The sequence below is a fragment of the Arthrobacter humicola genome, from assembly GCF_039531445.1.
Taxonomy (GTDB): Bacteria; Actinomycetota; Actinomycetes; order Actinomycetales; family Micrococcaceae; genus Arthrobacter; species Arthrobacter humicola.
Map to the genome: position 1 here is coordinate 131,293 of NZ_BAAAQB010000041.1, position 26,583 is coordinate 157,875.

Sequence of the window (26,583 nt, forward strand, 5' to 3'; positions counted from 1 at the left end):
TCGGGCGGTGCCGGATCGCCGAGGGCGGTCTGCGGAGTGTTAGGAGAACGACCATGGTTGACACGGCAGCCCCGGCTCTCAGGACCGGCGTCGGGCGGGACCTGGTCACAGAACTGCTGGGCATCTGGCTCCTCCTGGCGGTCTTCCTGGATGGCTGGGCACACCTCCACGTTCCCGGACTGGAAACGTTCTTCACCCCCTGGCACGCCGCTCTCTATTCCGGCCTCCTTGCCATGGCAGCGTGGACGGCCACCGTGATCTGGAGGAACCGCGAGCCCGGGCAGCCGCTCGCCCGCGCGATACCTGCCGGCTACCGGGGCACGGTGGTTGGAGTTGTCCTTTTCGCCGTCGCCGGCGTTCTGGACCTGGCATGGCATGAAATCCTGGGCATCGAAGTCTCTCTCGATGCGCTGGTAAGCCCCACCCATCTGCTGCTGGGGTTTAGCCTCTTCCTCATACTCGGTACCGGCGTCCGCAGCGCACGGGCCCGTGGCCGGTCGGGCGCCTTCGAGTGGTCGGCGCCGGCGCTGCTGGCTGTCGCCCTGATGACCGGTTTGGGCGCTTTCTTCCTCATTTACTGCTCGGCCTTTGTCCGGACCGCTCCCGCGGTCCCGTACATCCCGACGCCGATCGGCAGTCCCGGCCACACCCAAGCGGAGATGCCTGCGGCGATCGGTATGGCCAGCTACCTGGTGACCACGGCACTGATCATCGCCCCGTTTCTCTACACCTGGTCGGGAGCCCTGCGGCCACCTCGCGGCATCGCCACCATGCTGGTCGCCGTCGTGGCGTGGCTGCCCCTGGCGATGTCGGGATTCCGCCCGGCAGGTGTCGCCGGAGCGGCAGGTGCCACGCTGGCCGCAGTTGTGGCGGACGTGCTGATCGCCCGAGGGGGCGGCCAATTGACCGGCCGCCGGCTGCCGGCGGTCAGCGCGGTACTGGCGGCTCTTATCTGGACAGGCCAGATGATCGGGATCGCCGTGGTGTCAGGGGTTGGATGGCCTGTGTCGATGTGGCTTGGAGCCATTGTGCTGAGTTCGGCAGTGGCTGCCGGTCTGGCCTTCGTCAGCTCCTGGAACACCGGGAGCACGCCAACCCAGGAAGCAACGCACGTTTAGGAGGTTCAAGTGATCAGCATGACGGCATCCGGAGAGACGTCGCGGGAGAAGAGGCTCGCAGCCATTGGCACGGCGGTGTTCGCCGTCGCGCCGGCGACGGCGGCCGGGCTCGTTCCGTGGTTGTTGACGCGCTGGAAGGTGAAGCGGCCGGTGCCGGGCGGACTCCCCGCGCAATGCGCCGGCGTCGTGCTCATCGGTGCGGGCGCGGCAGTGATCACAAGTTCGTTTGTCCGGTTCGCCGTCGAGGGACTGGGGACCCCGGCTCCCTTTGCGCCGACGAAGCATTTGGTGGTCGGCGGCTGGTACCGATACGTGCGCAACCCCATCTACGTCGCCCTCGCCGCCTCGATTACCGGGCAGGGCCTCCTGCTGGGGCAGCCCAAGCTTTTTGCCCTTGCCGCCGTGGATGCCGTCCCGGTGGCCGCGTTTGTGGTGTTCCACGAGGAGCCCACGCTGGAACGGACGTTCGGACCTGAATATGAGATTTACCGCGCCAATGTCCCGCGCTGGCTGCCCAGGCTCACTCCCTGGCGGGACGGATCCGCTGTGCCGTTGTAGCGTGGAGGCCAATGACACTTTCGACGCAGCTTCTCATGGCCTATGACCAGCAACTCCGAACAGATGCGGAGACCCCGAGCGCGCTCGCCGTTGAACTACTGGGCCCGTTACGTCTGGTGACGTTTGCCGGCGGCCGAGGCTTCGTGACCTATCAGGATCTCGGTGGCGCCGACGCACCCACGATCGCGCGATGGGTGGCCGAGGCACTTGCTTTCTACCGCAGCGATCCAGCCATTGTGCGGGTCGAGTGGAAAACCCGTGGACACGATGATGCGCCCGGACTCCATGACGCGTTGCTCGCCAACGGATTTGAGCCCGATGAAACCGAGTCGATCATGATCGGGCCAGCCAAGGCGTTGACCGCGGACGTGCAACTCCCGCCCGGCGTCAGCCTCCGCCGCGTGAGCGAAGAACGGGACATCCGCGCCATGAGCGCAATGCAGGACGAAGTTTTCGGCGTTTCCGTCTCCAATGGCAACGCCGACGCAATCCTGGCCCGTGCGGCACGCGACGACGGGATGGAACGCTGGGTGGCCGAACACGAGGGATCGATGGTGAGCGCCGGGCGCCTCGAACCCGTTCCTGGCACGGAATTTGCCGGCATCTGGGGCGGGGCGACGCGCGCCGAGTGGCGCGGCCAAGGCATCTACCGGGCCGTTACCGCGGCCCGTGCCCGGGCCGCGCTGGCGAGGGGCAAGACACTCATCCACAGCGATTCAACCGAGTATTCACGCCCTATTTTGGAACGCTACGGTTTGCTCCGGGTGTCAACAACCACCCCGTATCGATGGCGGCGCTGAAGATCTTGGAGTCCGGCACGGGGCGGTCACCAAAATTTCTGCACACCCGGGGCTGCGTCACGGAGCCGGGCACCTTCGAGGACGATGGAGCACTCCTCTAAGCCGAACTCTCTCCACTGTGCGAGCACTCGGAGGTCTCCTGCCGGCGGCAACGGCCAGAGCCAGAGCGTGCCTGTGCCGGAGAACTCGTCGTCGCCCCCGTTCCCGCCGCCGTTTCTCAGCAGGAGGACCGGGGCTGGCGGCTGCTGGGTGCCGTCGAAGACCCCGTGCGGGTGTGCGCCCGTGCTGGCCTTGGCGCCATCGGGAAAGGCTGCGCCGAACAGGAGCATGGAAGCAGCGCCGGAGCCCCTGCGTGCGCCGGGTCTGCCCCGGAAGAATGCGTCGTTGAGATCCGCCCATTCCTCATCGGTCTGTTCGCCCCGGCGGATGGTCCAGCACACATCGAACGAACAACCCGTGGAGAAGACATCCACGCTTTTTACAGCCATCACCATCGTCGGGCTCCGGTGCAGAAACTGCCCAACATGGAGCACGGCCGGCAGCTCGGACGGCGGGGCGCCCGCCCAGGCCGGGGGCACATACCGCGTTGCCCGTCCGCGCGGCGGAAGGGGCGGCACCGGGAATTCCTGGAAGAAGGTCATGGGTGATCCTTTCGTTGGCGTGCGCCCCCAGTCACTGCGGCCGGCCCGGGAGCTGGACCGTGATGGGCGGCGTTGTTACGGGACCGCCGCATTCTTCCGAGCCGCCGGTCCTGGTCCATTCCACCGGTGATTGCTGCTGGGCGAGCACCGTGCCGTCCTTGGCGAGCACGCGCGTCGTCACTTCGTGGGGCAATGGGCCGCTGACAGTGAACAACCAGGAATTGAGCGCCGTCTTGGAGGCAACGAAAGGTGCCGGGGACGGGGAAGCGTCACCCGGGAGGCTCGGGCCCGCTGTTTTCGGCGACGCAGCCTGTGCCGGGGCTGCCTCGCGAACGGAGCAGCCCTCCGGAGTGCAGAGCTGAACATCGTTGACGGCGGTGATGTCGCCTTCGAGCCTGACAGTGATGGTGCTGACCCAGCCAACTGCCGGGCAAACGACGTCGGTCATTGCGCAGGCCGACAGTGGCAGGCCGGCAAGCATGAGCACAACGGCAGAGCGAAAGATCCCCCAATTCGACCTCATCGTGCCAGTCTAGACAGACTCCCGGCCGACCGCTCGCCTCCCGCTGCGAGAGTTTCGCCGTCGAAGTCCGCCGGAAGAATTGTCCAGGTCCGCATCGGCGAGATCGCGATGGGGACCGCTGAGACGCCGGGCCGGTTACGCTGACCGTCCGCCCCCGGTGCCTGAGGAATGCTAAGCCGGCTTGCGTGACAACCGCGCCAACACCTAATCGCCGGCGTCGTCCTCCTGCTTCTTCTTGTCCCGGCCTGAGAAGAGTGCCTCGCACGCGGCCTCCGTCACGGCCTCGAGCAGAGCCCGGATGATCTCCCCAAGAATCCACATGCGGCCACGATTGGGCGAACGGCCCGCTTGGCCAACGAAGCAGGCCTTTCCCGGGAAATACACCGACCGGGCGACGGTCCCACTCGCGTGCATCCGCCCGGTCTTTGCCCGACGCTGTCAGTATGCCGGCGTCGGGATGCGCTCCAGCGTGCACGGATCTGTGTTGGCTCCGCACACGATCACCGCCACGCGCCATGCCCCCAGGGAGTCCGCCGCGATCCCGGAAACCGGCACATCGACCGGCTGTCCGGCGTCGAGGGCCGCATGCAGAGTAGGAATATTGAAGGGTTCCACCGCCACGACGCGTGAGCGGCCCTCGGCAGCTGCAGCAACGCCCGCGTACAGGCCGCCCCCGCCGACGACGATCGTGTCGATGCCGGGCTCATCCTCCAGGATCTCTTCGGCGAGGGTGCCCGCCCCCGCAGCGATCTCGAGCTGGTCGTAGGCATGGCAGAACAGTGCACCGCTGGCTTCCACGCACTCCATTGCAGCCGCATAGGCCTCCGCGTACTCCGCGCCGACCTGGCGGACGGCTGCCCCGTATCCAAGGAGGCGCTCGACCTTGACGCGCGGTGCCGTCTCCGGGACGAACACTGTCGCCGGAACCCCAAGCGCCGCTGCGGCATAGGCATTTGCCAGGCCCGCGTTGCCGCCGGACGCGGCCACCACACCGACGGCGGGGTCAAGTTCCCCTCGCTCCCGGGCGGCGAGAAGACGGTTGAAGGCCCCACGGGCCTTAAAAACACCGGTGTGCTGCTGAAACTCGCACTTGAACCAGAGCGGGGCGGCGGCGGTGCCTCCGCGGAGCAGGGGCGTGCGCCGTACATAGCCGTTGATGCGCCGCTCTGCCTCGAGCACATCGCTTCGGTTGATCACGGTTTTTCCTCAAATTGCCCCGCCGATACGGTCGCTAGAATAACGCGTGCCGCCGGTACGGTTTCCAACACTGCCGCCGAGCCGGCCCCGGGTCAGCCGTCAGTGTCCGGAGGCATGCTGGCCAGCACGTCCGTCAAAGCGGGACGGAGGTCTGCCGCGATGCGGGGGAGTGCGTCGGCGTTCGGGATCCGGCCCTCACGGAGTTCCTTCTCGAGGCCTGTGCAGTAGCGCGTCAGCTGCTCTGCTCCAACCATTGCCGAGCTTGTCTTCAGGCTCAGGACGGCATCGAGCGCATGCTCCGGGTCCGCCGTGCCCAGAGCCGTGTGCACCTGCGTCAGGCGGTCCCGGAGCAGGGCGAGGAAGTTGGAGGCAAACGTTGCTGCTGCGGTGCGACCGACGTGATCAACCAGATCCTGGAGTTTCGATTCGTCCACGACCTGTGGCGGGCGTGGATGAACGCCACTGTTTGGCTGCGCAGCCCCGGTAGGCGGTTTGCCCGCAGCGTCCCCCAACGTCATTGCCATAGCCTAACCGGTGCAGCAGACCCGCCGCTTCACGGTCGTAGTGTGGGCCCCTTCACAAGGCAGCCGTCCAATCAACTTACGATGCTTATGAGCCGAGATGGAGCCGTCAGGAAGACCGCGCTGCTTGCCGTCGTTTCAGGTCCCAGGCAGTCCAGGCGATGAGGGCGGCGAAAACGGTCACTGCCAGGGCGGCCGAAACCCCCACCATGACGTCAATAGGCAGCAGATAGACCAGGACGGCCCGCGTGCTGGCTTCAGCAATCAGTCCCGCACCCCAAACGGCGGAAATCTTCAGGTGCCAGCGGCGCACCCCAGGGTTGCGGTGGAATTCCCGGTCCATTTCCCCGGCGCGCTCCGGACTCCAGGTCTTGGCTGCGTCCAAAGTCAGGGGATGTCCCAGGGCAGCCAAAACCAGGAACGAAACACCAAGGCCGCCGGTGATAGCAGAGTCCTTGAGCAGCAGAAACCGCGGGTCACCGGTAAGGAAAGAAAGGCCCAGGCCGAGTCCGAAGACGATGACCATCAGCATCGCAAACGGGTTCAGGGAATGTCCCTTGAACGCGGTCCACAACAGCCGGCATGCAGCTGCTCCCGTCGCCGCCAGCAGTGCTGCCCAGTCCGTGGCACCGGCCAGGTGCAGGACGTAGTAGGCAGCGAGCGGTGCCCCTACGTCCCAAGCCAGACCCCGGACCAGCGCACGCGTCACCAAACCCGGACGTTCCCGTCCCGAAGCCTGCTCAGCGTTCATCGGGGTGCTCCGTCCCTCTTCCGGATGCGGGCTCTTTGAACAACACACCGGCTACAGCAGTCTTCCGAAGAAGACCGAGGACCATGCAGTCAGCAGCACGATCACGAGCATGCCGTCCGCCAAACGACCTCCGGCCGTGACGGCATACCAAGCCTTCCCCGAGACCGGGGACCAGGCCCTTCGTTGGCCGAATTCGGTGAATCGCCGCCACGGGGACCCCGCCGAAATCGGCGATCACCGGAGCCGCCGTCTTCAGCTCCCCTCCGCTTATGACCAAGAGCTTCACCGGCCAGCAACGCCATGCTAGGTCCGAGCAGGAAGCGTCGTCAACAGGCCCGCAACCGGGTTGAATCGCCTCGGGATGCTCCTATTCCTGTCGATTCGTGGCTTGGGGTGTTCGGCTGGCTGGACTCCGGCAGGAGGGTGATCGACTGCCCTAGCAGTGAACAGCGCATCCAGCTGCTTGGGAACACCGCCATCTTCTCGCACCGGGTCGCCACGACCGTCCAGACAAGTTCCTCAGGATCCCGCGCAGTAAGTGACGAACGGGAGACCATCGTTTCTGCCCGAAGTCAGGACGGTCGTGTCCTCAGCATGAACAAGCACTTGTTGGCCTGCCCCGGTCTGTGAGGTACGCATCCTCGAGGTCGTAGTCGGTGAAGTTGCTGAAGAACCCGTCCGCGGCGTCGGGCCGGTTGGCAGGCGAGGCAAGGAGCCAGTCAATTTCTGCCGTCACCGTCTCGGCGTAGGTGCCCACAGGCTCGTAACCCAGTGCCGTGGAAGCCTGGGTGTCGAGGACCAGCGGCGGGGTGAAGTTCCAGGGGTGGGCACCCAGTTCGGGATGGTCCCCGGCCTCGAGGAGGATCTCTTCCCACTCGTGGCCGAGGTAGGCCGCGACGGTGCGGGCGATCTCCAGGCTGGTGGGCGCATCGGGATCTGCGCTGTTGAGGATCCGTTGTCCCGGGCGGGCGGCGACTGTTTCGATGAGGGCCGCGGTGTTGACGGCGGCACTCGTATGGTCGCCTCCCGCGCCAGCCGTGGCCAGGAATACTGCGGGGCGGCGGTCGAGGATACGCTTCACGAACATCCACTCCCGCGGCACGGCTGCGCCTTCGCCATGAACCTTGGATGGGCGGATGACAGTGACGGGATGCCCGGTGTCGAGCAGCACATGTTCGGCGGCGACTTTGTTGGCGCCGTAGCCCTCGCGGGAATCGTAGCCGCCGTTCAGCGGCTTCATGGTGGGCCGGTCTTCCCGGATGGGATGCGGGAAGCACGGCGGGACGTCCGAGTTGACGTGGTTGCCGGCGTCGTCGGTGTACACGGCTTTGCTGGACAGCATGACCGCAGACCCGACCCCGGAAAGGTGCGGGAGGAGCAGGCGGGCTTCGGCAGCTGTGTAGCAGGCGGCATCAACTAGAAGATCCGCGCCGTTTCCCAGTGCCTGCGCCAGATCGTGTCCGCTGCGCCGGTCCGATGCGAGGAACCGGGCGCCCGCAGCACGAAGAGCGGACGGCATCTTTGACGCGTCCCGGCCCGTGATGCGGACCTGCCACCCGGCCTCCAGCAAGCGGTGCGCGATGGCCCGGCCAAGCACGCCGGTGCCCCCAAGAATGACTGCCTGTTTCATTCGCACCACACTAGTGGGCCACCAGGCGGCCGCAGCGCAGTGACTTCACCCGGATTCGCCGGCGTCTCCCCGGTACGCTGAAGCTATCTGCAGCACACTTCAGCCAGGGTTGTGAACGTTTGGAACGGGGATCCCATGGCATATCCGGTGATTGCCACGAAGCTCTACGTCCCCAGGCCGCGACGTGGACTGGTGGCACGCCCGCGGCTCAGTGAGCTTCTGCGCCGCGGAGCCGAGTCGTCACTGACGTTGGTGTCCGCCCCCGCAGGGTTCGGCAAGACGACTCTCCTTGCCGGGTGGTTGGCTGAGGTATCCGGCGAAGACCATTGCGTGGCGTGGCTCTCGCTCGATCAAGCCGACAGCGAGCCTGCGGTGTTCTGGACCTATGTGGTGACCGCGCTCCAAACGGCGGTGCCCGGCGTCGGCTCTACTGCGCTCGAACTGACGGGGACGTCCCCGTTCCCCACCGAGCGTGTGCTCACTACGGTGCTGAACGAACTGGCCGCCGCCCCGGCCGCTGTCTGGCTGGTGCTGGACGACTACCACTTGGTGGACGGCCACGATGTCGGCGAAGGTATGGCCTTCCTGCTGGAGCACCTTCCGCCCCACGTGCACGTCGTGATCAGCACGCGCGCCGACCCCTCGCTGCCGCTGTCCCGCTGGCGCGTGCGCGGCGAGCTGGTCGAGATCCGTGCCGCGGAGCTGCGCTTCACGCCGGAGGAGGCCGCCGCCTACCTCAACGGGGCGGCGGGACTGGACCTGGCAGCCGGGGATGTCGCGGCTTTGGAGGAACGCACGGAGGGGTGGATTGCCGCGCTGCAGCTCGCCGCGCTCTCACTCCAGGGGCGCGACGACGTCGCCGGTTTCATCGCCCGGTTCGCCGGGAACGACCGGTATGTGGTCGATTACCTCGTCGAGGAGGTGCTGCAGCATCAACCTGAACCGGTTCGCGGCTTCCTCTTGCAGTCCGCTGTGCTTGACCGGCTGACGGGGCCGCTCTGTGACGCCGTCACCGGCCGCGACGACGGAGGCCAGATGCTCATGGTCCTGGAGCGGGCGAACCTCTTCCTTGTCCCGCTGGACGAGCGGCGGGAATGGTACCGGTACCACCACCTCTTTGCTGACGTGCTGCGCGCCCGCCTGCTCAGCGAACGGCCTGAGCAGGTTCCCCTGCTGCATCAGCGCGCCAGCCGGTGGTTCGAGGCCAACAATCTGCCAGCTGAGGCGATCAGGCACACAATGGCCGCCGGGGACTTCGACCACGCAGCTCACCTCATGGAACTGGCTGTGCCGACGATCCGGCGCAACCGGCAGGACGCGATGCTGCTCGGCTGGCTGAGGGAACTGCCCGACGACGCCGTCCGGCGCAGCCCGGTGCTGAGCGTCTTCTCCGGCTTCATGCTCATGGTCTCCGGAGACCTCGATCAGGTCGGCCCGCGGCTTGACGACGCGGAACGCGCGCTGGCTGCGGTACCGGCCGGGGAGGTTCCCCCTTGGGCCGATACCGCAGCGCTCCAGTCGTTGCCATCGACCATCGCCGTCTACCGCGCCTCGCTCGCGCAAGCACGGGGCGATGTGGCCGGCACGGTCGAACATGCCCGGCGCGCACTGAATCTGGCCCGCCCGGGCGACCATCTCGGGCGGGGCGCTGCCGCCGGATTCCTAGGTCTCGCCGCGTGGGCAAAGGGCGACGTAGCGGCAGCGCTGGAGACGTTCACGCAGGCCGTGGCCAGCCTCCACGCTGCCGGCAACCTGGTCGACGAGCTCAGCAGTACGGTGGTGCTTGCCGACATGTGGCTCGCGGCCGGCCGGCCGGGCAAGGCACGCCGGCTCTACCGGAGCGCGCTGCAGCGGGCCGAGGCACACGGCGAGTCCGTAGCACGGGCCACCGCCGAGCTGCACGTCGGACTGGCCGAGATCGACTGCCAGGCCGGAGACCTGGGCAGCGCCAGGCGACACCTCGACACCGCCGCAGTATTCGCCGAGCGGGCGCCGGTGACCGAAAGCCGCTATCGGTGGTTCGTGGCGATGGCGCTGATCGCCCGGGCCGAAGGAGCCCCGGAGAAGGCGGTCAATCTCCTGGACCAGGCGGAGACGCTCTACCAGCGGGGGTTCTTCCCCGATGTGCGCCCTATCGCTGCGATGAGGGCCAGGGTCCGGATCGCCCAGGGCAAGATGCCGGAGGCCGAAGAATGGGCACGCGAGCGCGGCGTGTCCGCCACGGACCAAGCCAGCTATCTGCGCGAGTCCGACCACCTCACCCTGGTACGTCTGCTCATCGCGCAGCACCGTACAGACCCCGGCGGCATCGCGATCGGCCCGGCAGCCCGCCTATTGGACCGGTTGCTGGTGGCCGCTGGGGCAAGTGGCCGCGCCGGAAGCGTCATGGAGATCCGCATGCTGCAGGCCTTGGCACAGGACGCTCAGGGGCATCGGACGCAGGCCCGCGAGGCTCTCGGCCGGGCATTGGCCGAGGCACCCGAGCCAGGCGACTACGTGCGGCTCTTCCTGGACGAGGGGACCCCGATGATGGAGCTGCTGCGCGACGCCACACGCCACGGCATCGACGGAGACCACGCCCGCCGCTTGCTCAGCTTGGGTGCGTCCGTCCAGGCGCAGTCCCCCGGCCCGGGGGAGCGCCCGCCGCCGTCGTCCGTTGTCCCTTTGAGCAAGCGGGAGCTGCAGGTGCTCAGGCTCCTCGACAGTGAGCTGAGCGGGCCGCAGATCGCCGTCGAACTGTTCATCTCGCACAACACGCTGCGCACCCACACCAAGCACATCTTCACCAAGCTCGACGTCACGGACCGCAGGGCGGCCGTCCGCCGGGCACGCGAAAGAGGCCTGCTGTAGCCGCGGCGCGCACATCTCACCCTGTCAGTCACATCGCGGGGTGACGCCCGGTCACCCCGTCCGTCCCTACATTTGAGTCATTCCGCGGCGCCCCGCCACGGAAACCCAGAACCAGGGAGCCGGACATGTCCATCACCACCACCAAACTCACCCGCTGGGCCGGCCTCTGCGCCGTTGCGGCGGGCCTGCTGTTCATCGGCGTCCAGATCAACCACCCGCACCTGGATGCCGCCTTCGTCACCACCACCGAATGGACTGTCCGCCAAAGCCTGAAGGTCCTCATGTCCGTCCTGTCGCTCGTTGGCATCACCGGCATGTACCTGCGCCAGGTGAAGCAGACCGGAGTGCTCGGCCTGATCGGGTACACGGTGTTCGGCGTTGGTTATCTCATCATGATGAGCGTCGAAGTCATTGGTTTAGTGGTCCTTCCGGCCCTCGCCAACAGTGCACCCGGCTACGTCAACGACGTTCTCGCCGCAGCCACCGGCGGGCACCCGGCCGGCGACATCGGCCTGATGCAGCCCCTCAGCGTGGTGTCTGGCCTCACCTACCTGGCCGGCGGACTCCTCTTCGGCATCGCACTCTTCCGCGCCAACGTCCTGGCCCGCTGGGCTGCGGCGGTCCTCGCCGGCGGCACCGTCGCAACCATCGCGATCCCACTGCTTCCGCAGATCAACGAAAGGCTGTTCGCCGTCCCCACTGGTGTCGCCCTGATCGGCCTCGGATACTCGCTGTGGCGCGATCAGCGCGCCGCAGCCGGCCCCGACCAGCTCAATTTCACCGGGGCGCCGCTCAACCCGGCTGACGTCAAGTGAGCACGCAGGGCGACGGCGGAGGCCGGGCCACCATGACCTGGCACCCAGAACGGCCGGAGCCCACGGGCTACCGGCTCCGGGTCAACGGACACCTCGACGAGCAGTGGTCCGCCTGGTTCGGCGACCTGGCCCTGACCCACGATAGCGACGGTACTACAAGCCTCAGCGGTTTCGTCGCCGACCAGGCGGCCCTGTTTGGGCTGCTCATGAAGGTCCGGGACCTCGGCATCATCCTGGTCTCCGTCGAGGCCATCGGTCCGGCTAGCTCACTGCCCCGCTCCGCCGCGAACTCCCAGCGCTAGCTCCGGGCGGCGAGGATCTGCTCGCGCAGGATGTCCGCGTGACCGCAGTGCTGGGCCAGTTCCCGGAGCATGTGCAGGTAGACCCACCGCAGGGGCAGCGGACCCCGTCGGTTGCCCCGGACGAGGTCGTCAAGATCCAGCGGCGCGGCCGCCCGGCGGGAGTCCCCGCAGGCACGGCTGTAGGCGGACTGCAGGCCCGCGATGGTGTCGCCCGGCTCGAGGATGAACGATTCGTCCGGGGTGGCCGGGATCCCGATCTCCGCCCGGGTCCGGCACGTGATGGCCTCGTCAAACCAGACCCTCTCCACAAACGTGGCGTGCTTGACCAGCCCCAGGAGGGTGGTCCGCGAGGGGACCAGCGATGCCCGGGCCTCCTGTTCCGTGAGCCCGTCCAGGCAGTTGTGCAGTGCCGCCCGGTGCTCGTCGAGGAACGAATCGAACTGGGTGCGCAGGTCCGCGGTCAGGGTTGCCGGATCCATGCTGGGAAAGGGGCTCATGGGCCCTCATCCTAGGGCGGGACGGCCCGGTCCGGAAGTGGCGGACCGGGCCTTTCCAGGGGGCACCGGTGCGGGGTCAGTGCCCGCGGGCGATCCATTCCTCAAGGTGCGGCGCTTCGGCGCCGATCGTCGTCGGATCTCCGTGGCCGGTGCGCACCACCGTGTCCGCCGGGAGCGGCAGGAGCCGGTGGCGGATGGACTCGATGATGGTGGGGAAGTCGCTGAAGGACCGTCCGGTGGCCCCGGGGCCGCCCTGGAACAGCGTGTCGCCACTGAACACGGTGTGTTCAGAAACAGCGCCCTCGCCCTCGAACAGGAAGCACACGGATCCGGGCGAATGGCCGGGCGTGTGCAGTGCCGTGAGCCTGGCCCCGGCGACGTCGAAGGTGTCGCCGTCGGCAATCGCGTGGTCCGGCCCGGTGCCGGGGAACACCTGCTCCCACAGCATCCAGTCGTCCCGGTGCAGGTACACGGGCGCGTTCACGAGCGTCCGGACGTCGCCGACGGCGCGGATGTGGTCATCGTGGCCGTGCGTGAGCAGGATCGCGGCGACCTTCCGGCCCGCGACGGCCGCGGTCACGGCAGCGGGATCGTGAGCGGGGTCGATGATGACGCATTCGGTGTCATCGCCGACGATCCACACGTTGTTGTCAACGTCCCAGGTCCCGCCGTCGAGCGAGAATGTCCCGGAGGTGACCAGCCGGTCGATCCGGACGCTCACAGCTCCACCACCGAGCGCAGCACCGCGCCGGCGTGCATCTTCCCGAAGGCTTCTTCGATCTGGTCGATCGTGATCCGCTCGGTCACGAAGGCGTCCAGGTCCAGCTTGCCCTGCCGGTAGAGGCTGATGAGCATGGGGAAGTCGCGCGAGGGCAGGCAGTCGCCGTACCAGGAGGACTTGAGCGAGCCGCCGCGGCCGAACACGTCCAGCAGCGGGAGCTCCAGGGTCATGTCGGGGCTCGGGACGCCCACCAGCACCACGGTGCCGGCGAGGTCACGGGCGTAGAAGGCCTGCTTGTACGTTTCCGGGCGGCCGACGGCGTCAATCACCACATCGGCGCCGAAACCGCCGGTCAGTTCGCGGATTGCTTCCACGGGGTCGACGGCGGAGGAGTCCACCGTGTGGGTGGCGCCGAGTTCCCGGGCGCGCTGAAGCTTCTTGGCGTCGATGTCGACGGCGATCACGGTGGTGGCGCCGGCGAGCGCCGCACCGGCGATGGCCGCCACGCCCACGCCGCCGCAGCCGATCACGGCGACCGAATCGCCGCGCTGGACGTTCCCGGTGTTGATCGCGGCGCCGATCCCTGCCATCACGCCGCAACCGAGCAGCCCGACGGCGGCGGGGTCGGCGTCGGGATCCACCTTGGTGCACTGGCCGGCCGCCACGAGGGTCTTCTCGGCGAAGGCGCCGATGCCCAGGGCCGTGCTTAGCTCCGTGCCGTCTTCCAGCGTCATCTTCTGGGTGGCGTTGTGGGTGTTGAAGCAGTACTGGGGCTCACCGCGGCGGCAGGCCCGGCACTCGCCGCACACGGCACGCCAGTTCAAGACCACGCGGTCACCGGGAGCGACCTCGGTGACGTCCGGTCCGACGGCGCTGACAACGCCCGTGGCCTCGTGGCCGAGCAGGAAGGGGAAGTCGTCGTTGATCGCGCCCTGCTTGTAGTGCAGATCGGTGTGGCAGACGCCGCACGTGAGGATGTCCACGAGGGCCTCGCCGGGACCGGGGTCCGGCACCAGGATCGTCTCCAGGGTGACATCGGCATTCTTGGAACGGACTACTGCGCCCTTGACTTTATGGACCATGGCATAAGCTCCTCTGCTCGAATCGCGGGTTACCCGCACAACTTACCCGCAAATCTACCCGCACAGCCTGCCGGGACAACGGGGGACGGCACGGCCCGTGGGGGCCGCGCCGTCGTGATTTGGTGCTGCTTTTGGATAAAGGAAAGGCTAGGCGGCGAGCCGGCTCTTGACCTCGGCCGCGGAGGGGTTGGTCGCGGCGGTGCCGTCCGGGAACAGCACGGTGGGGACGGTGCGGTTGCCTCCGTTGAGCTGCTCCACGAGATCGGCAGTGCCTTCGACTTCCTCGATGTTGATCTCGGTGTACCCGATGCCCTGCGCGTCCAGCTGCTTCTTCAGCCGGGTGCAGTAGCCGCACCACGTGGTCGAAAACATGGTGATGGTGCCGGTTTCGGGGGTGAAATCCACGAAGTTCTCCTCAAGCTAGTGGTTGGGGCCGGCGTGGAGGGCCGGGCGCCCACGGAAGTCGTACGTCACTTCCAATAACCGTACCGCGCAGCACACTATTCCCGCACGACGGTCCGCGGTGGCATGCTGGAGGGCATGTGTGGACGCTACGTGATGGCCCGGGCCGTCGGAGACCTGCTGGCCGAGTTCGACGCCGAACTCGAACACGAGATCGCGATCCCGCCGTCGTGGAACGTCGCCCCGACCGCGGACGTGCCCATTCTGCTCGAACGGCTCATCGATGGGAACCCGGTGCGGCAGCTGCACCTTGCGCGCTGGGGGCTGGTGCCGTCCTGGGCCAAGGACCCCGGGATCGGCTCGAAGATGATCAACGCCCGCAGCGAGAGCGTGCTGGAGAAGCCCTCGTTCCGGAAGGCCGTGCGGTCCCGGCGCTGCGCCGTCCCCGCGGACGGCTACTACGAATGGAAAGCCGGTGAGGGCCGCAGCAAGCAGCCGTACTACGTGCACCCGAGCGACGGCGGCCCGATGGTGTTCGCCGGACTGTACGAATGGTGGAAGGACCCGTCCAAGGCCGACGGCGATCCGCACCGCTGGCTGCTCTCGACATCGATCCTGACTACCGACTCGCCGCCCGAAGGCTATGCCGGCGGGATGCTGGCGGAACTGACGGCCCTGCACGACCGGGTCCCGCTGCCGATGGACCGGGCGACCATGCAGGCCTGGTTGGACCCGCACACCGGGGACGCCGCCACCCTGGTGGACCTGGTCCGCTCGGGGGCGCACGATGTCGCCGAGGGCTGGACCATCGACGCCGTCGGCACCGCGGTCGGAAACGTGAAGAATGATTCCGCCGAACTCATCAAGCCGGTGGGCAGCCTGTTCTAGTCACAGCGTCTTCGGGTCACAGTGTCACAGTGCCGCCGTCGTCGACCTCCCAGCCGGGATTGAAGGCGACCTCCCAGCGGTAGCCGTCGGGATCGGCAAAGTACCCGGTGTAGCCGCCCCAGGACTGGGTCTTCGGCGCCGCGACGATCGTGGCTCCCGCGGACTCGGCCTCCGCCATCACCCAGTCAACTTCCGCCGCGCTGCCCAGGTTGTGGCTCAGCGTGATGCAGGGAATGCCGGCTGGCGGATCGGTGGCCGCTTCGGCCTGCATCTGACCCGCGTCCCAGAGCGAGAGGATGAGGCCGTGATTGGCCTGGATAAAGAGGACCTCGCCCCGGACTTCCCGGCGGACGGGCCAGCCCAGGCCATCCACATAGAAACTGCGGGAGGCGTCAACACTGTGGACACCCAGTGAAATTAAATCGACTCGTGGCTGCATCTTTGGATACTGTCATGAACATGTCCACAAATCACGGATACGACAAAGATGCCCAGGCCGACAAGGCACAGCTCGCAGCTGTGCGGGTGGCAGTGGATGAGGTGGATGAGCAGATCGTGGCGCTGATCGGCCGCCGGGAGCGGCTGATCCGGATCGCCGGGACCCTGAAGGCGGACAGCGCGGAGGTTCGGGCGCCGGGCCGCGTGGAGCGCGTGATCGAACACGTCAAGGCCGTCGCGGAGCAGAAAGACATCGATCCCGACATCGTCGAGAAGACCTACCGCGCCATGGTGGAGGCCTTCACCGCGCTCGAACTCGAAGTGTACAAAGCCGGCAGCTGAGGCTTCTGCTTCCTGCCGGGCCAGCGCGCCTAGAGGGCCTCTTCCACGGGCACGTTGGACTGGTAGTCCCGGCCGTCGGCGTCGCTGAACGCCGTCATGAGGTGACCCTTCGGCAGCCCCAGCACCGTGGTGAGCGGGAAATGGCCGGTAATGGTGTTGCCCGAGTGCTCGACGCCCTTGAGGTCGAAATTTTCCTCGGTGCCGTCATGGCTGAAGCAGTAGAAGGACACGGCCTCGCCGTTCATGAACTCGATCCCCATTCTTCGCTGATGGGAATGGTCCGGGGTTGCCGCCACGAGCCCCACCACATAGGCGCCCTGGCCGGGGATATTGCCGTCTATATCAAAAGTCGCCACCAAGGTTGAATCCTTGGCGGCGATGCTTACGTGCTTCAGGAGTGCGTTGTGGGAGCTCATGGCTCAATCCTGCTACCTGCACCTGCGTCCGTCCACCCCTGATCTGTCGGTGGTCTGCGGAGCAGCTCGTTCGCGGCGTGGGGATCGGCGGTGCCGTCCCCGGTCCCATTGACGTGGTCGCGTAGGGCTGCCTTCCTGCGGCGTCCCGCGGCCACGGTGAATAGCACGATGAATAGGGCGACGGCGATAGCTGCGGCGCCGGCGATGCCAGCCGGAGTGTTCCAGGGGCTTGCCGCCCCGTCGGCGGCTCGGGTCCCGGTGGAAGCCTGCGTCTCTTGGGGCTGGGGGCTGCCGGAGGCCGGTGCGTAGCGGGACACGGAGCCGTTGTTGGCGCCGTTGCCCGGGCTCGCCACGATGATGGTCCCGTCCGGGGCTACCGCGAGGTGGCCGGGGTTGTTCTCCGTTGGGATGGAGGGGCCCGTTGCTGTGGCGCCCGGCGTTATTACGGACAGGGCGGGGCTTAGGGCGCTGGCCACGTAGAGCGTCCCGTCTTGCCCGACGGCTGCCTCCGTGGGTCCGCCCGGGACGTAGATGGTGTAGGCCACGGTGTCGGCGCCTGGTGTGATGACAGCGACGTGATTGGAACTGATGTTGGTGACATAGATTGTCCCGTCCGGTCCGGCGGCGATCCCGTGGGGGTTCTCTGTCTTTCCGGGGGTGGAGCTGACTTGGATGGTCCGTGAGACGGTGTTCGCCCCGGGCGGGATCACCGAGACCGTCCCGCCCTCTTGGTTCGTCACGAACGCGGTGCCGTCCTTCGTCACTGCCACTTCCACCGGGCCGGCGCCGACCGTGACGGTGCGGTCCACCGTCGATGCCCTGGGCGCGATGATCGATACGGTGCGTTCGGCAGGGTTCGGAACGAAGACCGTGCCGTCGGGTCCGGCGGCGATCAGGTGGTTCCCGCGCGACACCGGAATGCTCCGGGCGACAGCCGCCGCTCCGGTAGGGATGACGCCCACCACGTCCTGGCCCGTGGCGCTGTCTCGTTGGGCCACGTACAGGGTGCCGTCCGGGGCCAGCGCGATCCCGGAGACATTGTTGCCCGTGCTGATGGTGCGGGCGGGTTGGGGCGCTCCCGGCGGTATCACCCGGATGCCGCCGGCCGCGCCGTAATTTCCCACGTACGCAGTGCCGTCAGGACCAACTACCACCCCGACCGGTGTCCCGCCGACGTCGAGAACCTCCGCGGGGGCCGCCGCGGCCGGTGCCGCTCCCAGAAAAAGGACTGCTCCCACCGCGGCAGCAGTCCTCAGGCTTTGATGCTTCACTTTTCTACCCCCATAGATGTGCCGTGCACCGCGGCGCTGCAATGCCGGTTCAAGAAGCCTACTCTGCGGTACCAGTGAGCTCTGGCCGACGCAGTCCACTGTGCCATCATGCATCCGGTGCAATGCCGCAAGGAATGGGTTTTGTCGCCACTCCGACGTAGACTGGCTTTATTCGAAGATATGTTCGAATATCGTGAATGCAGTGGCGTGAATGCAGTGGCGTGAAAGCGGGGACTGGGCCGGCTCCAGCCCGGACTGGGTCGGGAGGCAACGTGGGCATGTTCAGCGAGTCCGTGGATGTCGCCTGCACGCCCTCCGGGCAGCCCCTGCGGCTTGACTGGGCGGCCCGGCACTACACGGTCTGCGCGGAACCGGTCCGCTGGTATGAACGCCGCCAGTGGTGGACGGAGGAAAGCCGGGCACCCCTCGGGAGCGGTCCGGGCCTGGTGGACCACGAGATCTGGCGGGTCCAGGTGCGTGCCGACGGGGAGGACGCGGCGGAGCCCACCCTCACCCTTGACCTGAGCCGGCACGTCAGCAGCGGCCGGTGGCGGCTCGTGCGAATCCACGACGCCCTGCAGCCCCACCGGAAGCCCGAAACAGCATGAGCTTCACCCATCTGCACGTCTCCACCGCCTTCAGCGCCCACTACGGCGTCTCATGGCCGGAGGAACTGGCCGCGGCCGCAGCCGCCGACGGCGCCACCGCGCTGGCCTGCACCGACCGTGACGGGCTCTACGGAACCGTCAAGCACCTGAAGGCGTGCATGGCCGCCGGGCTGGATGCGATCGTCGGGGTGGACCTCGCGGTCTTTGACGACGACGGCGACCTCCGCGCCCAGCTCGGGGGACGCGTCGTCGTGCTGGCGCACGGACACAACAACGGCGCCGGGTACCGGGCGCTGTGCCGGCTGATCTCCGACGCCCATGCCCGTACCACGGGCAAGGCGCAGGGAGCGGTTCCGGTGGCCGTCACCCGGGCCGAACTGGCCTCCCGCACCCTGGACCCGGAAACCCTGCAGCCGGTCCTGACGGTGCTGATCGGTCCGGACTCCGACGTCGGCCGTGCCATGGGCGGCCGGCGGTACCTGCGGCCGCGCACCCTGTTCAAACGCTGGCTGGACGCCATGCCCCCCGGGACGCTGGCGGCGGAAGTCGTTTCCCAGCTCAGCCCGCCCGGGGAACCGCTGAGCACCGCCCACGCGGTGCGCATGCTCAAACTCGCCGCGGAACACGGGGTGCCCGCCGTGCTGAGCAACGCCGTGCGGTATGTCGCCGAGGACGGCGCGGCCACCGCCGACGTGCTGGACTCCGCCCGGACGCTCAAATCCCTGCCCGAGCTCTCCGCCGCCCCGCTGCTGCAGCCCAACGGGCAGGGCTGGCTCAAATCGGCGGCCCGGATGCTCGAACTGGCCAAGGAGATCATCCACGCCGCCGGGTACGGCACGGCGGACCTCAAACGGCTCCTCGCCCAGACCGAGGCGCTCGCGGACCGCTGCCGCATGGACCCCGTGGCCGACATGGGTTGGAAGCAGCCCGTGGTCCCGGAAGCGTCCGTGATCGGGATCGCCGGCGACGCGCTCGCAGAGCTGACCCTGCGCTGTGAGGCCGGCATCGGCCGCCGCTTCCCGGGAATCTCCGGGCAGCGGGAACAGCAGATGCGGACCCGGCTGAAACACGAGCTCCGGATCATCGACTCACTGGGCTTCGCCTCCTACTTCCTGACCGTCGCCGAAGTCTCACGGATGATCCTGGCCATGGGCGTCCGGGCGGCCGCCCGCGGTTCGGGCGCCTCCAGCCTGGTCAACTACCTGATCGACATCAGCCAGGTGAACCCGCTCCAGCACGACCTCATCTTTGAACGCTTCCTCTCCCGTGACCGCGCCACGCTGCCCGACATCGACATCGACGTCGAAAGCGCAGAACGGCACAACGTCTACCGGAAGATCTTTGAGCGCTTCGGAGCCGAACGCGTCACGCTGATGAGCATGCAAAACGGCTACCGCGCTCGCGGTGCCGTGCGGGACGCCGGCCTGGCCCTGGGCATGGACGACGGCGAGGTCGGGGAAATCGCCAAGCAGCTGTGGCGGTTCTCGGCCCGGCACTTCCGCGAAGCCCTCGTGGAGAAACCCGAACTGAAGGAATTCGCCGACCGGGTGGAGCAGCGCGGCTTCAGCGAAAACCAGCAGCTGGACCTGCTGGTGGACCTCACGGAACGGCTGGACCGGCTGCCCCGCCACATCTCCATGCACCCGTGCGGCGTTATCCTCGGCGACGCCACCCTGCTGGACCGCACCCCCGTGCAGCCCAGCGGCCTGGGCCTGCCCATGAGCCAGTTCGACAAGCACGACATGGACCCCATGGGCATGCTCAAACTCGATGTCCTGGGCGTCCGGATGCAGAGCGCCATGGCCTTCGCCGTCCGGGAGGTTATCCGGCTCCACCCCTCCAAGGCCGAGGTAGTGGCCGCCGGCGCACATCAGGCCGGTCCGGACGGGACGGGCCCGGATTACATTGCCGAGGACGGGCACATCGACCTCAACGCGGTCCCGCTCGATGACGAACCGACCTTTGAACTGATCCGCAGCACCCACACCCTGGGCTGTTTCCAGATCGAATCCCCGGGCCAGCGCGAACTGATCGGCAAGATGGCACCCCGGGAATTCAACGATCTCATCATTGACATCTCGCTGTTCCGGCCCGGCCCGATGAAATCCGACATGGTCCGGCCCTTCCTGGAGCACCGGCACGGGTTCGCCCCCGAGGTCTACCCGCACCCCGACCTCAAGCCGGTCCTCAAGGAGACCCACGGGGTCACCGTCTTCCACGAACAAATCCTCAAAACCTTCGACGTCATGACCGGATGCGGGCTGGCGCGCGCCGACGAATTCCGCCGGGCGCTGGGCAACGACGTCCTGGAGGCCAAGGTGGAGGAGTTCTTCCGGAAGGAGGCGCGGGCCCGGAACTACAGTCCCGAGGTGGTGGACAAGGTCTGGGGCACGCTGAAGGCCTTTGGCAGCTTCGGGTTCTGCAAGGCCCACGGAGCCGCCTTCGCCGTGCCCACCTACCAGTCGGCCTGGCTCAAGGCGCACCACCCGGAGGCTTTCCTGGCCGGGCTCTGGGAGCACGACCCCGGCATGTACCCCAAACGCCTGCTCGTGGCCGAGGCGCGCCGGCTGGGCATCCCCATCCTTCCCCTCGACATCAACCGGAGCCAGGCCGAGTACCGGGTGGAACGGGTGGAATCCGGGCCGGACCGGGGCAAGCTGGGCATCCGGCTGAGCCTGAACGGCATCTTTGGGCTCTCCGCCGCCGAGCTGAAGCGGATTGTGGCCGGCCAGCCCTACGATTCCCTGGCGGACCTGCGCGCCCGGTCGCGGCTGAGCAGGCCGAGTATCCAGCGCCTGGCCCAGCTGGGCGCCTTCGACACCCTGCACCGGGCGTCCGGGGGAGCGGCGAACCGGGCGGATCTGGTCCAGCACCTGCAAAAGCTCCAGGCCCGCCCGCACCGGAAGGGCGTGGAGGTCATTGAGGGCCAGCTGGCGTTGCCGCTGGGTGACGTGGAACTGAAGAACCTCAAGGCGGTGCTGCCCGCGCCCAGCATGGTGGACAACGTGCGGGCGGAACTGGACCTCATGGCCGTGGACGTCAGCGAGCACCTCATGACCAGCCACCGTCCGCTGTTGGACCGGTTCGGCGTCACCACCGCGGACAAGCTGCTGGGACTGCGCAACGGCACGGAGGTGCTGGTCGCCGGGGTGCGGGTGGCCACCCAGACCCCGCCCATGCGCGGCGGCCGCCGGGTGGTGTTCATCAGCGTCGACGACGGCACGGGCTGCGTGGATTCGGTCTTCTTCCACGAGGCGCAGGAGCAGTCCGGGTCCTTGCTGTTCGGGACCCGTTTGCTGCTGATCCGCGGCACCACCCGCCGGACCGGGCCGCGGGGGATCAGCATCAGCGCCTCCATGGCCTGGGACCTCAGCCGCCCCGAAACCCTGCCGTTTCCGGTAGCGGCGCCGGGGTCCCCCGCCTATCCCGGGCCGGAGCTGTCCGTTCCCCTGCCCGGCCCCCTGGACGGGATCAGCAGGAACCTCGCCATTACCGGGCTGGGCGGCTGACCGGCCTGCGGCGCGGCCGCAATAGCGCTGCGCCTGCGGCGCCGCCGCACCCGTGGCGCGTTGGTTGGCCTCTGGAGAAACCGATAGCATGGACGAGGCTGGCTGTGGTCCCCGTACGCCACAAGCTACGAAGCCTTAACTTTGAATAGGAGACACCCGTGTCAGATGCCCAGCAGATCACCCTTCTCGTCGACGGCGAAGAGACCAAGGTGACTACCGGGACCACCGGCGCGGAACTCTTCTTTGAGCGCCGCGATGTTGTTGTGGCCCGCGTCAACGGCGAGTTGAAGGACCTGGACCAGCCCCTTCCCGAGCACGCCACGGTCGAGGCCATCACCATTGATTCCCCGGACGGGCTCAACGTCCTGCGCCACTCCACTGCCCACGTCATGGCCCAGGCCGTGCAGCAGCTGCGCCCCGACGCGAAGCTCGGCATCGGCCCCTACATCACCGACGGCTTCTACTTCGACTTCGACGTCGCGGAACCGTTCACCCCGGAGGACCTGAAGGCCCTGGAAAAGATGATGCAGAAGATCATCAACCAGAACCAGAAGTTCGTGCGCCGCGTCGTCACCGAGGACGAGGCCCGCGAGGCGATGAAGGACGAGCCCTACAAGCTTGAGCTCCTGGGCAAGAAGAACGACGCCGCCGACGCCGGCGAGGGCGTCAACGTCGAGGTGGGCGCCGGCGACCTCACCATCTACGACAACGTGGACCGCAAGAGCGGCGACAGCATCTGGTGCGATCTGTGCCGCGGCCCGCACCTGCCGAACACCAAGCTGATCTCCAACGCCTTCGCCCTGACCCGGTCCTCGGCCGCCTACTGGCTGGGCAACCAGAACAACCAGCAGCTGCAGCGCATCTACGGCACCGCCTGGCCCACCAAGGATGCGCTCAAGGCCTACCAGGAGCGCATCGCCGAGGCCGAGCGCCGCGACCACCGCAAACTCGGCGCGGAACTGGACCTGTTCTCCTTCCCGGACGAGCTCGGCTCCGGCCTGCCGGTCTTCCACCCCAAGGGCGGCATCATCCGCAAGGCCATGGAGGACTACTCCCGGCAGCGCCACGTCGACGCCGGCTACGAGTTCGTCTACACCCCCCACATCACCAAGGGCCACCTGTACGAGGTTTCCGGCCACCTGGACTGGTACCGCGAAGGCATGTTCCCGGCCATGCACATCGACGCGGAACTGAACGAGGACGGCACGGTCCGCAAGCCGGGCCAGGACTACTACCTCAAGCCGATGAACTGCCCGATGCACAACCTGATCTTCCGGTCCCGGGGGCGCTCGTACCGCGAACTGCCGCTGCGGCTCTTCGAGTTCGGCTCGGTCTACCGTTACGAGAAGTCCGGCGTGGTCCACGGACTGACGCGCGTTCGGGGCATGACCCAGGACGACGCCCACATCTACTGCACCCGCGAGCAGATGAAGGACGAGCTCACCACCACGCTGAACTTCGTCCTCGGGCTGCTCAAGGACTACGGCCTGGATGACTTCTACCTCGAACTCTCCACCAAGAACCCGGACAAGTTTGTCGGCGACGACGCCACGTGGGAGGAAGCCACCCGCACCCTCGCCGAGGTGGCCGAAGCCTCCGGCCTGGAGCTGGTCCCGGATCCGGGCGGAGCCGCGTTCTACGGCCCCAAGATCTCGGTCCAGGCCAAGGACGCGCTCGGCCGCACCTGGCAGATGTCCACCATCCAGCTGGACTTCAACCTGCCCGAACTCTTCGAACTCGAGTTCCAGGCCGCCGACGGCACCCGCCAGCGGCCCGTGATGATCCACCGCGCCCTGTTCGGCTCGGTGGAGCGCTTCATGGGCGTGCTGACCGAGCACTACGCCGGAGCCTTCCCGGCCTGGCTGGCTCCCGTGCAGGTGGTGGGCATCCCGGTGGCGGAGGCCTTCAACGACTACATGTTCGACGTCGTCGGCCAGCTCAAGGCAGCCGGCATCCGCGCCGAGGTGGACATCTCCTCGGACCGCTTCCCGAAGAAGATCCGCACGGCCAGCAAGGACAAGATCCCGTTCGTGCTGATCGCCGGCGGAGACGACGCCGAGGCGGGAGCGGTGTCCTTCCGCTTCCGTGACGGCAGCCAGGACAACGGCGTGCCCGTCGCCGAAGCCGTCCAGCGGATCGTCGACGCTGTCCGCAACCGGACCAGCTAGGCAGACGGAAGGGCAGCGCGTGCAGGAATCCACAGGGGCCGGGCCGGAGTATCCGGGCGACCACGCCGTGACGGACGACTTCGGCCTGGCCGGGGTCCCGGACGCTTTCCAGCGTCTGTGGACCCCGCACCGGATGGCGTACATCAAGGGGGGCCAGCACCAGTTCAAGAACGTGGACGACTGCCCGTTCTGTGTGGCGCCCGAGCGGGAGGACGAGGACTCCCTGATCGTGTACCGGGGACGGACCAGCTACGTGGTGCTGAACCTCTTCCCGTACAACCCGGGTCACCTGCTGATATGCCCCTACCGGCACATCCCCGACTACACCGATCTCACGGTCGAGGAAACGGCGGAATTCGCCGAGTTGACCCAGACGGCCATGCGGGTGTTGCGTAAGGTCGCCAACCCCACCGGCTTCAATCTGGGCATGAATCAGGGCGTCACCGGCGGGGCGGGTATCGCCGGCCACCTGCACCAGCATGTGGTGCCGCGCTGGGGCGGGGACGGGAATTTCTTCCCCATCATTGCCCAGACCAAGGCGATCACGCAGACGCTCGGCGAGGTTCGCCAGCAGGTGGCCGACGCCTGGCCGGAGGAAGTGCCCGCGGAGCAAGAGGCAGCCGGGGAGCAGGATGCTTAACAGGCACGCGCGCGGGTTCTTCACCGCGCTGTTTTCTCCGGTGGCCCGCTGGCTGCTGAAGATCGGTGTCTCCCCGGACGCCGTGACCGTGGTGGGCACGCTGGGTGTGGTGGTCGGCGCGCTCGTGTTCTACCCGCTCGGGCAGCTCTTCTGGGGAACCCTGTTCATCACGGCCTTCATTTTCTCCGACGTCATCGACGGCATCATGGCCCGGATGCAGCACCGCGGCGGCCGGTGGGGCAACTTCCTGGACTCAACCCTGGACCGTGTGGCCGACGGCGCCCTGTTCGCCGGCGTCGCCGTCTGGTTCTTCACGGGAGGCGCCAATCCGCCGATCGCCATTGCCGCCGTCGTCTGCCTCGTGCTGGGCATGGTGGTCTCCTACGCCCGGGCCAAGGCCGAAGCCCTGGGTTTTCACGCCAATGTCGGCATTGCCGAGCGCGCCGAGCGGCTCGTGTCCGTGCTGGTGGTCACGGGACTCACCGGACTGGGCCTGCCCACCGTGGTGCTTTTCGTGACCCTGTGCCTCCTCGCGACGGCGAGCCTGGTCACCGTGGTCCAGCGCATCATGACCGTCCACCGCCAGTCGCTGGAGGAACCGGACGGCACCGCCTCCGAACGCGCCGCCTGAGCAGGCCATGCGGCGTCCCGGCAGACCCGCGGAATCCCCGGTCCCGGGCGCATTTGCGCTGCTGTAACCAGAATTCTGCCGCGCCCCGGCCGGGGGCTAGTATTAGCTTTACCGGCCAATGGATCCGGTAATCCGGTGTGTGCGAGGCACGTCATGAACGTGCCGTCCGCGCCCCGGCGAGGTCATCTATCTACCCATAGGGGTTTTTGTGTCTACACCTGATGTAAGCAGCGAAGCCGGCGCGTCCGCGAAGAACGTCACGGGCAGCAGCCGCGTCAAGCGCGGCATGGCGGAGATGCTCAAGGGCGGCGTCATCATGGACGTCGTCAACGCCGAGCAGGCCCGCATCGCCGAAGACGCCGGTGCCGTGGCCGTGATGGCGCTGGAACGTGTTCCGGCCGATATCCGTGCCCAGGGCGGCGTGTCCCGCATGTCCGACCCGGACATGATCGACAAGATCATCGCGGCCGTATCCGTGCCGGTCATGGCCAAGGCCCGGATCGGGCACTTCGTCGAGGCGCAGGTCCTGCAGTCCCTGGGCGTGGACTACATCGACGAGTCCGAGGTCCTGACCCCGGCCGACTACACCAACCACATCGACAAGTGGAAGTTCACGGTTCCCTTCGTCTGCGGTGCGACCAACCTCGGTGAGGCCCTGCGCCGCATCAACGAGGGCGCGGCAATGATCCGCTCCAAGGGTGAAGCCGGCACCGGGGACGTCTCCAACGCCACCACGCACATGCGCCAGATCCGTGCCGAGATCCTCAAGCTCGCCTCGCTGCCCGAGGACGAGCTCTACGTCGCGGCCAAGGAACTGCAGGCCCCGTACGAACTGGTCAAGGAAGTCGCCACGACAGGCAAGCTCCCGGTGGTCCTGTTCACCGCCGGCGGCATCGCCACCCCGGCCGACGCCGCGATGATGATGCAGCTCGGCGCCGACGGCGTGTTCGTCGGCTCCGGCATCTTCAAGTCCGGCAACCCGGCCCAGCGTGCCGCCGCCGTCGTGAAGGCCACCACCTTCTACGACGACCCGGACGAGATCGCCAAGGCCTCCCGCGGCCTGGGCGAGGCCATGGTCGGCATCAACGTCGACGAGATCCCGCAGCCCCACCGCCTCGCGGAGCGCGGCTGGTAGCGTTCGACTGCTTCTCCACAGACTCGGCGCCGAGGCGCCTCGTCAATGGAGCCTCTGCAGCCTCTCTTATTAAGCCAAGAGAGTCGGGTGCGATTGTCGCCTGAGTAATAACCCCGACGCCGGGCCCCC

At 67.5% G+C, this 26,583-nt stretch carries 26 protein-coding genes and 1 pseudogene; 14 read left to right on the top strand and 13 right to left on the bottom strand.

Annotated features, from left to right (window positions below; genetic code table 11):
• Window positions 1–53 precede the first annotated feature (53 nt).
• Genes ABD243_RS17240 through ABD243_RS17250 form a run of 3 tightly spaced genes read left to right on the top strand, consistent with a single transcriptional unit; the run spans window position 54 to window position 2,476 of the window.
• Window positions 54–1,118 carry a hypothetical protein gene (locus tag ABD243_RS17240; protein ID WP_116767955.1) on the top strand — a complete coding sequence of 355 codons (1,065 nt, stop codon included), beginning with the start codon at window positions 54–56 and terminating at the stop codon, window positions 1,116–1,118.
• Window positions 1,119–1,136: 18 nt separating this feature from the next.
• Window positions 1,137–1,676 carry a methyltransferase family protein gene (locus ABD243_RS17245; protein ID WP_116768002.1) on the top strand — a complete coding sequence of 180 codons (540 nt, stop codon included), beginning with the start codon at window positions 1,137–1,139 and terminating at the stop codon, window positions 1,674–1,676.
• An 11-nt stretch (window positions 1,677–1,687) separates the two neighbouring features.
• Window positions 1,688–2,476 (top strand): GNAT family N-acetyltransferase, encoded by a 789-nt coding sequence (locus tag ABD243_RS17250; RefSeq protein ID WP_344367610.1) that lies wholly within the window; start codon window positions 1,688–1,690, stop codon window positions 2,474–2,476.
• A 26-nt stretch (window positions 2,477–2,502) separates the two neighbouring features.
• Here the strand turns inward: ABD243_RS17250 and ABD243_RS17255 are convergent, their stop codons facing one another.
• The 6 genes and pseudogenes from ABD243_RS17255 to ABD243_RS17280 form a co-directional block, all read right to left on the bottom strand.
• Window positions 2,503–3,117 (bottom strand): hypothetical protein, encoded by a 615-nt coding sequence (locus ABD243_RS17255; RefSeq protein ID WP_116767957.1) that lies wholly within the window; start codon window positions 3,115–3,117, stop codon window positions 2,503–2,505.
• A 31-nt stretch (window positions 3,118–3,148) separates the two neighbouring features.
• On the bottom strand, window positions 3,149–3,640 hold the full coding sequence (locus tag ABD243_RS17260) for an NADH-quinone oxidoreductase subunit E (RefSeq protein WP_133247526.1): 492 nt from the start codon (window positions 3,638–3,640) through the stop codon (window positions 3,149–3,151).
• A gap of 498 nt (window positions 3,641–4,138) precedes the next feature.
• Window positions 4,139–4,837 (bottom strand): annotated as a pseudogene (locus tag ABD243_RS17265) (pyridoxal-phosphate dependent enzyme); the annotation flags it as partial.
• 92 nt (window positions 4,838–4,929) lie between these two features.
• Complete coding sequence (locus ABD243_RS17270; protein WP_237563508.1) at window positions 4,930–5,271, bottom strand: Hpt domain-containing protein; 342 nt, start codon at window positions 5,269–5,271, stop codon at window positions 4,930–4,932.
• Between the two features lie 196 nt (window positions 5,272–5,467).
• Window positions 5,468–6,109 carry a VC0807 family protein gene (locus ABD243_RS17275; RefSeq protein WP_344367612.1) on the bottom strand — a complete coding sequence of 214 codons (642 nt, stop codon included), beginning with the start codon at window positions 6,107–6,109 and terminating at the stop codon, window positions 5,468–5,470.
• A 589-nt stretch (window positions 6,110–6,698) separates the two neighbouring features.
• Window positions 6,699–7,739, bottom strand: coding sequence for an NAD-dependent epimerase/dehydratase family protein (locus ABD243_RS17280; protein ID WP_344367613.1), 1,041 nt, complete (start codon window positions 7,737–7,739; stop codon window positions 6,699–6,701).
• Window positions 7,740–7,874: 135 nt separating this feature from the next.
• On the opposite strand from ABD243_RS17280, the gene ABD243_RS17285 reads away from it, so the two are divergent.
• The 3 genes from ABD243_RS17285 to ABD243_RS17295 all read left to right on the top strand — a co-directional run bounded on the left by ABD243_RS17285 (window position 7,875) and on the right by ABD243_RS17295 (window position 11,706).
• On the top strand, window positions 7,875–10,589 hold the full coding sequence (locus ABD243_RS17285) for a winged helix-turn-helix domain-containing protein (RefSeq protein WP_344367614.1): 2,715 nt from the start codon (window positions 7,875–7,877) through the stop codon (window positions 10,587–10,589).
• Between the two features lie 125 nt (window positions 10,590–10,714).
• On the top strand, window positions 10,715–11,404 hold the full coding sequence (locus ABD243_RS17290; protein WP_344367615.1) for a hypothetical protein: 690 nt from the start codon (window positions 10,715–10,717) through the stop codon (window positions 11,402–11,404).
• A gap of 32 nt (window positions 11,405–11,436) precedes the next feature.
• Complete coding sequence (locus ABD243_RS17295; protein ID WP_344367616.1) at window positions 11,437–11,706, top strand: hypothetical protein; 270 nt, start codon at window positions 11,437–11,439, stop codon at window positions 11,704–11,706.
• On the opposite strand, the gene ABD243_RS17300 is transcribed toward ABD243_RS17295, so the two are convergent.
• From ABD243_RS17300 to ABD243_RS17315, 4 genes are all read right to left on the bottom strand, one after another.
• A complete protein-coding gene (locus ABD243_RS17300) occupies window positions 11,703–12,203 on the bottom strand; it encodes a DinB family protein (RefSeq protein WP_116767965.1) in 501 nt (166 codons plus the stop codon). The two genes, ABD243_RS17295 and ABD243_RS17300, sit on opposite strands and share 4 nt — an antisense overlap.
• 76 nt (window positions 12,204–12,279) lie before the next feature.
• Entirely contained in the window at window positions 12,280–12,924 is a 645-nt protein-coding gene (locus tag ABD243_RS17305; protein ID WP_116767966.1) for an MBL fold metallo-hydrolase, read from the bottom strand.
• Window positions 12,921–14,006 (bottom strand): S-(hydroxymethyl)mycothiol dehydrogenase, encoded by a 1,086-nt coding sequence (locus ABD243_RS17310; protein ID WP_116767967.1) that lies wholly within the window; start codon window positions 14,004–14,006, stop codon window positions 12,921–12,923. Before ABD243_RS17310 ends, ABD243_RS17305 begins: the two co-directional genes overlap by 4 nt.
• A gap of 147 nt (window positions 14,007–14,153) precedes the next feature.
• The gene (locus tag ABD243_RS17315; protein WP_091252308.1) at window positions 14,154–14,411 is read right to left on the bottom strand and encodes a mycoredoxin; all 258 of its coding nucleotides are present in this window, start codon (window positions 14,409–14,411) and stop codon (window positions 14,154–14,156) included.
• A 135-nt stretch (window positions 14,412–14,546) separates the two neighbouring features.
• Here ABD243_RS17315 and ABD243_RS17320 point away from each other — a divergent pair, with 135 nt between their 5' ends.
• On the top strand, window positions 14,547–15,296 hold the full coding sequence (locus ABD243_RS17320) for an SOS response-associated peptidase (protein WP_344367617.1): 750 nt from the start codon (window positions 14,547–14,549) through the stop codon (window positions 15,294–15,296).
• 16 nt (window positions 15,297–15,312) lie between these two features.
• Here ABD243_RS17320 and ABD243_RS17325 read toward each other — a convergent pair whose 3' ends face one another.
• The gene (locus ABD243_RS17325) at window positions 15,313–15,735 is read right to left on the bottom strand and encodes a VOC family protein (RefSeq protein WP_116767969.1); all 423 of its coding nucleotides are present in this window, start codon (window positions 15,733–15,735) and stop codon (window positions 15,313–15,315) included.
• 14 nt (window positions 15,736–15,749) lie between these two features.
• Between ABD243_RS17325 and ABD243_RS17330 the strand changes: the two genes are divergently transcribed.
• Window positions 15,750–16,076, top strand: coding sequence for a chorismate mutase (locus ABD243_RS17330; RefSeq protein WP_091252314.1), 327 nt, complete (start codon window positions 15,750–15,752; stop codon window positions 16,074–16,076).
• Between the two features lie 29 nt (window positions 16,077–16,105).
• Here the strand turns inward: ABD243_RS17330 and ABD243_RS17335 are convergent, their stop codons facing one another.
• Window positions 16,106–16,492, bottom strand: a complete 387-nt coding sequence (locus ABD243_RS17335) for a hypothetical protein (protein WP_091252316.1) — start codon at window positions 16,490–16,492, stop codon at window positions 16,106–16,108.
• Window positions 16,489–17,763, bottom strand: coding sequence for a Vgb family protein (locus ABD243_RS17340; RefSeq protein WP_344367618.1), 1,275 nt, complete (start codon window positions 17,761–17,763; stop codon window positions 16,489–16,491). The genes ABD243_RS17335 and ABD243_RS17340 overlap by 4 nt, the downstream gene beginning before the upstream one ends.
• A 272-nt stretch (window positions 17,764–18,035) precedes the next feature.
• Here ABD243_RS17340 and ABD243_RS17345 point away from each other — a divergent pair, with 272 nt between their 5' ends.
• The 6 genes from ABD243_RS17345 (at window position 18,036) to pdxS (ending at window position 26,454) form a co-directional block, all read left to right on the top strand.
• A complete protein-coding gene (locus ABD243_RS17345) occupies window positions 18,036–18,371 on the top strand; it encodes a DUF6504 family protein (protein ID WP_344367619.1) in 336 nt (111 codons plus the stop codon).
• Window positions 18,368–21,880: a DNA polymerase III subunit alpha gene (locus ABD243_RS17350; RefSeq protein WP_344367620.1), complete on the top strand. Its 3,513-nt coding sequence runs from the start codon at window positions 18,368–18,370 to the stop codon at window positions 21,878–21,880. The genes ABD243_RS17345 and ABD243_RS17350 overlap by 4 nt, the downstream gene beginning before the upstream one ends.
• A 158-nt stretch (window positions 21,881–22,038) precedes the next feature.
• Window positions 22,039–24,048 (top strand): threonine--tRNA ligase, encoded by a 2,010-nt coding sequence (thrS, locus tag ABD243_RS17355; protein ID WP_344367621.1) that lies wholly within the window; start codon window positions 22,039–22,041, stop codon window positions 24,046–24,048.
• Window positions 24,049–24,067: 19 nt separating this feature from the next.
• Window positions 24,068–24,688: an HIT family protein gene (locus tag ABD243_RS17360; protein WP_344367622.1), complete on the top strand. Its 621-nt coding sequence runs from the start codon at window positions 24,068–24,070 to the stop codon at window positions 24,686–24,688.
• Complete coding sequence (gene pgsA / locus ABD243_RS17365; RefSeq protein WP_116767973.1) at window positions 24,681–25,319, top strand: phosphatidylinositol phosphate synthase; 639 nt, start codon at window positions 24,681–24,683, stop codon at window positions 25,317–25,319. The genes ABD243_RS17360 and pgsA overlap by 8 nt, the downstream gene beginning before the upstream one ends.
• A 208-nt stretch (window positions 25,320–25,527) precedes the next feature.
• Window positions 25,528–26,454 (top strand): pyridoxal 5'-phosphate synthase lyase subunit PdxS, encoded by a 927-nt coding sequence (pdxS, locus tag ABD243_RS17370; RefSeq protein ID WP_344367623.1) that lies wholly within the window; start codon window positions 25,528–25,530, stop codon window positions 26,452–26,454.
• The last annotated feature ends 129 nt before the right edge of the window (window positions 26,455–26,583 follow it).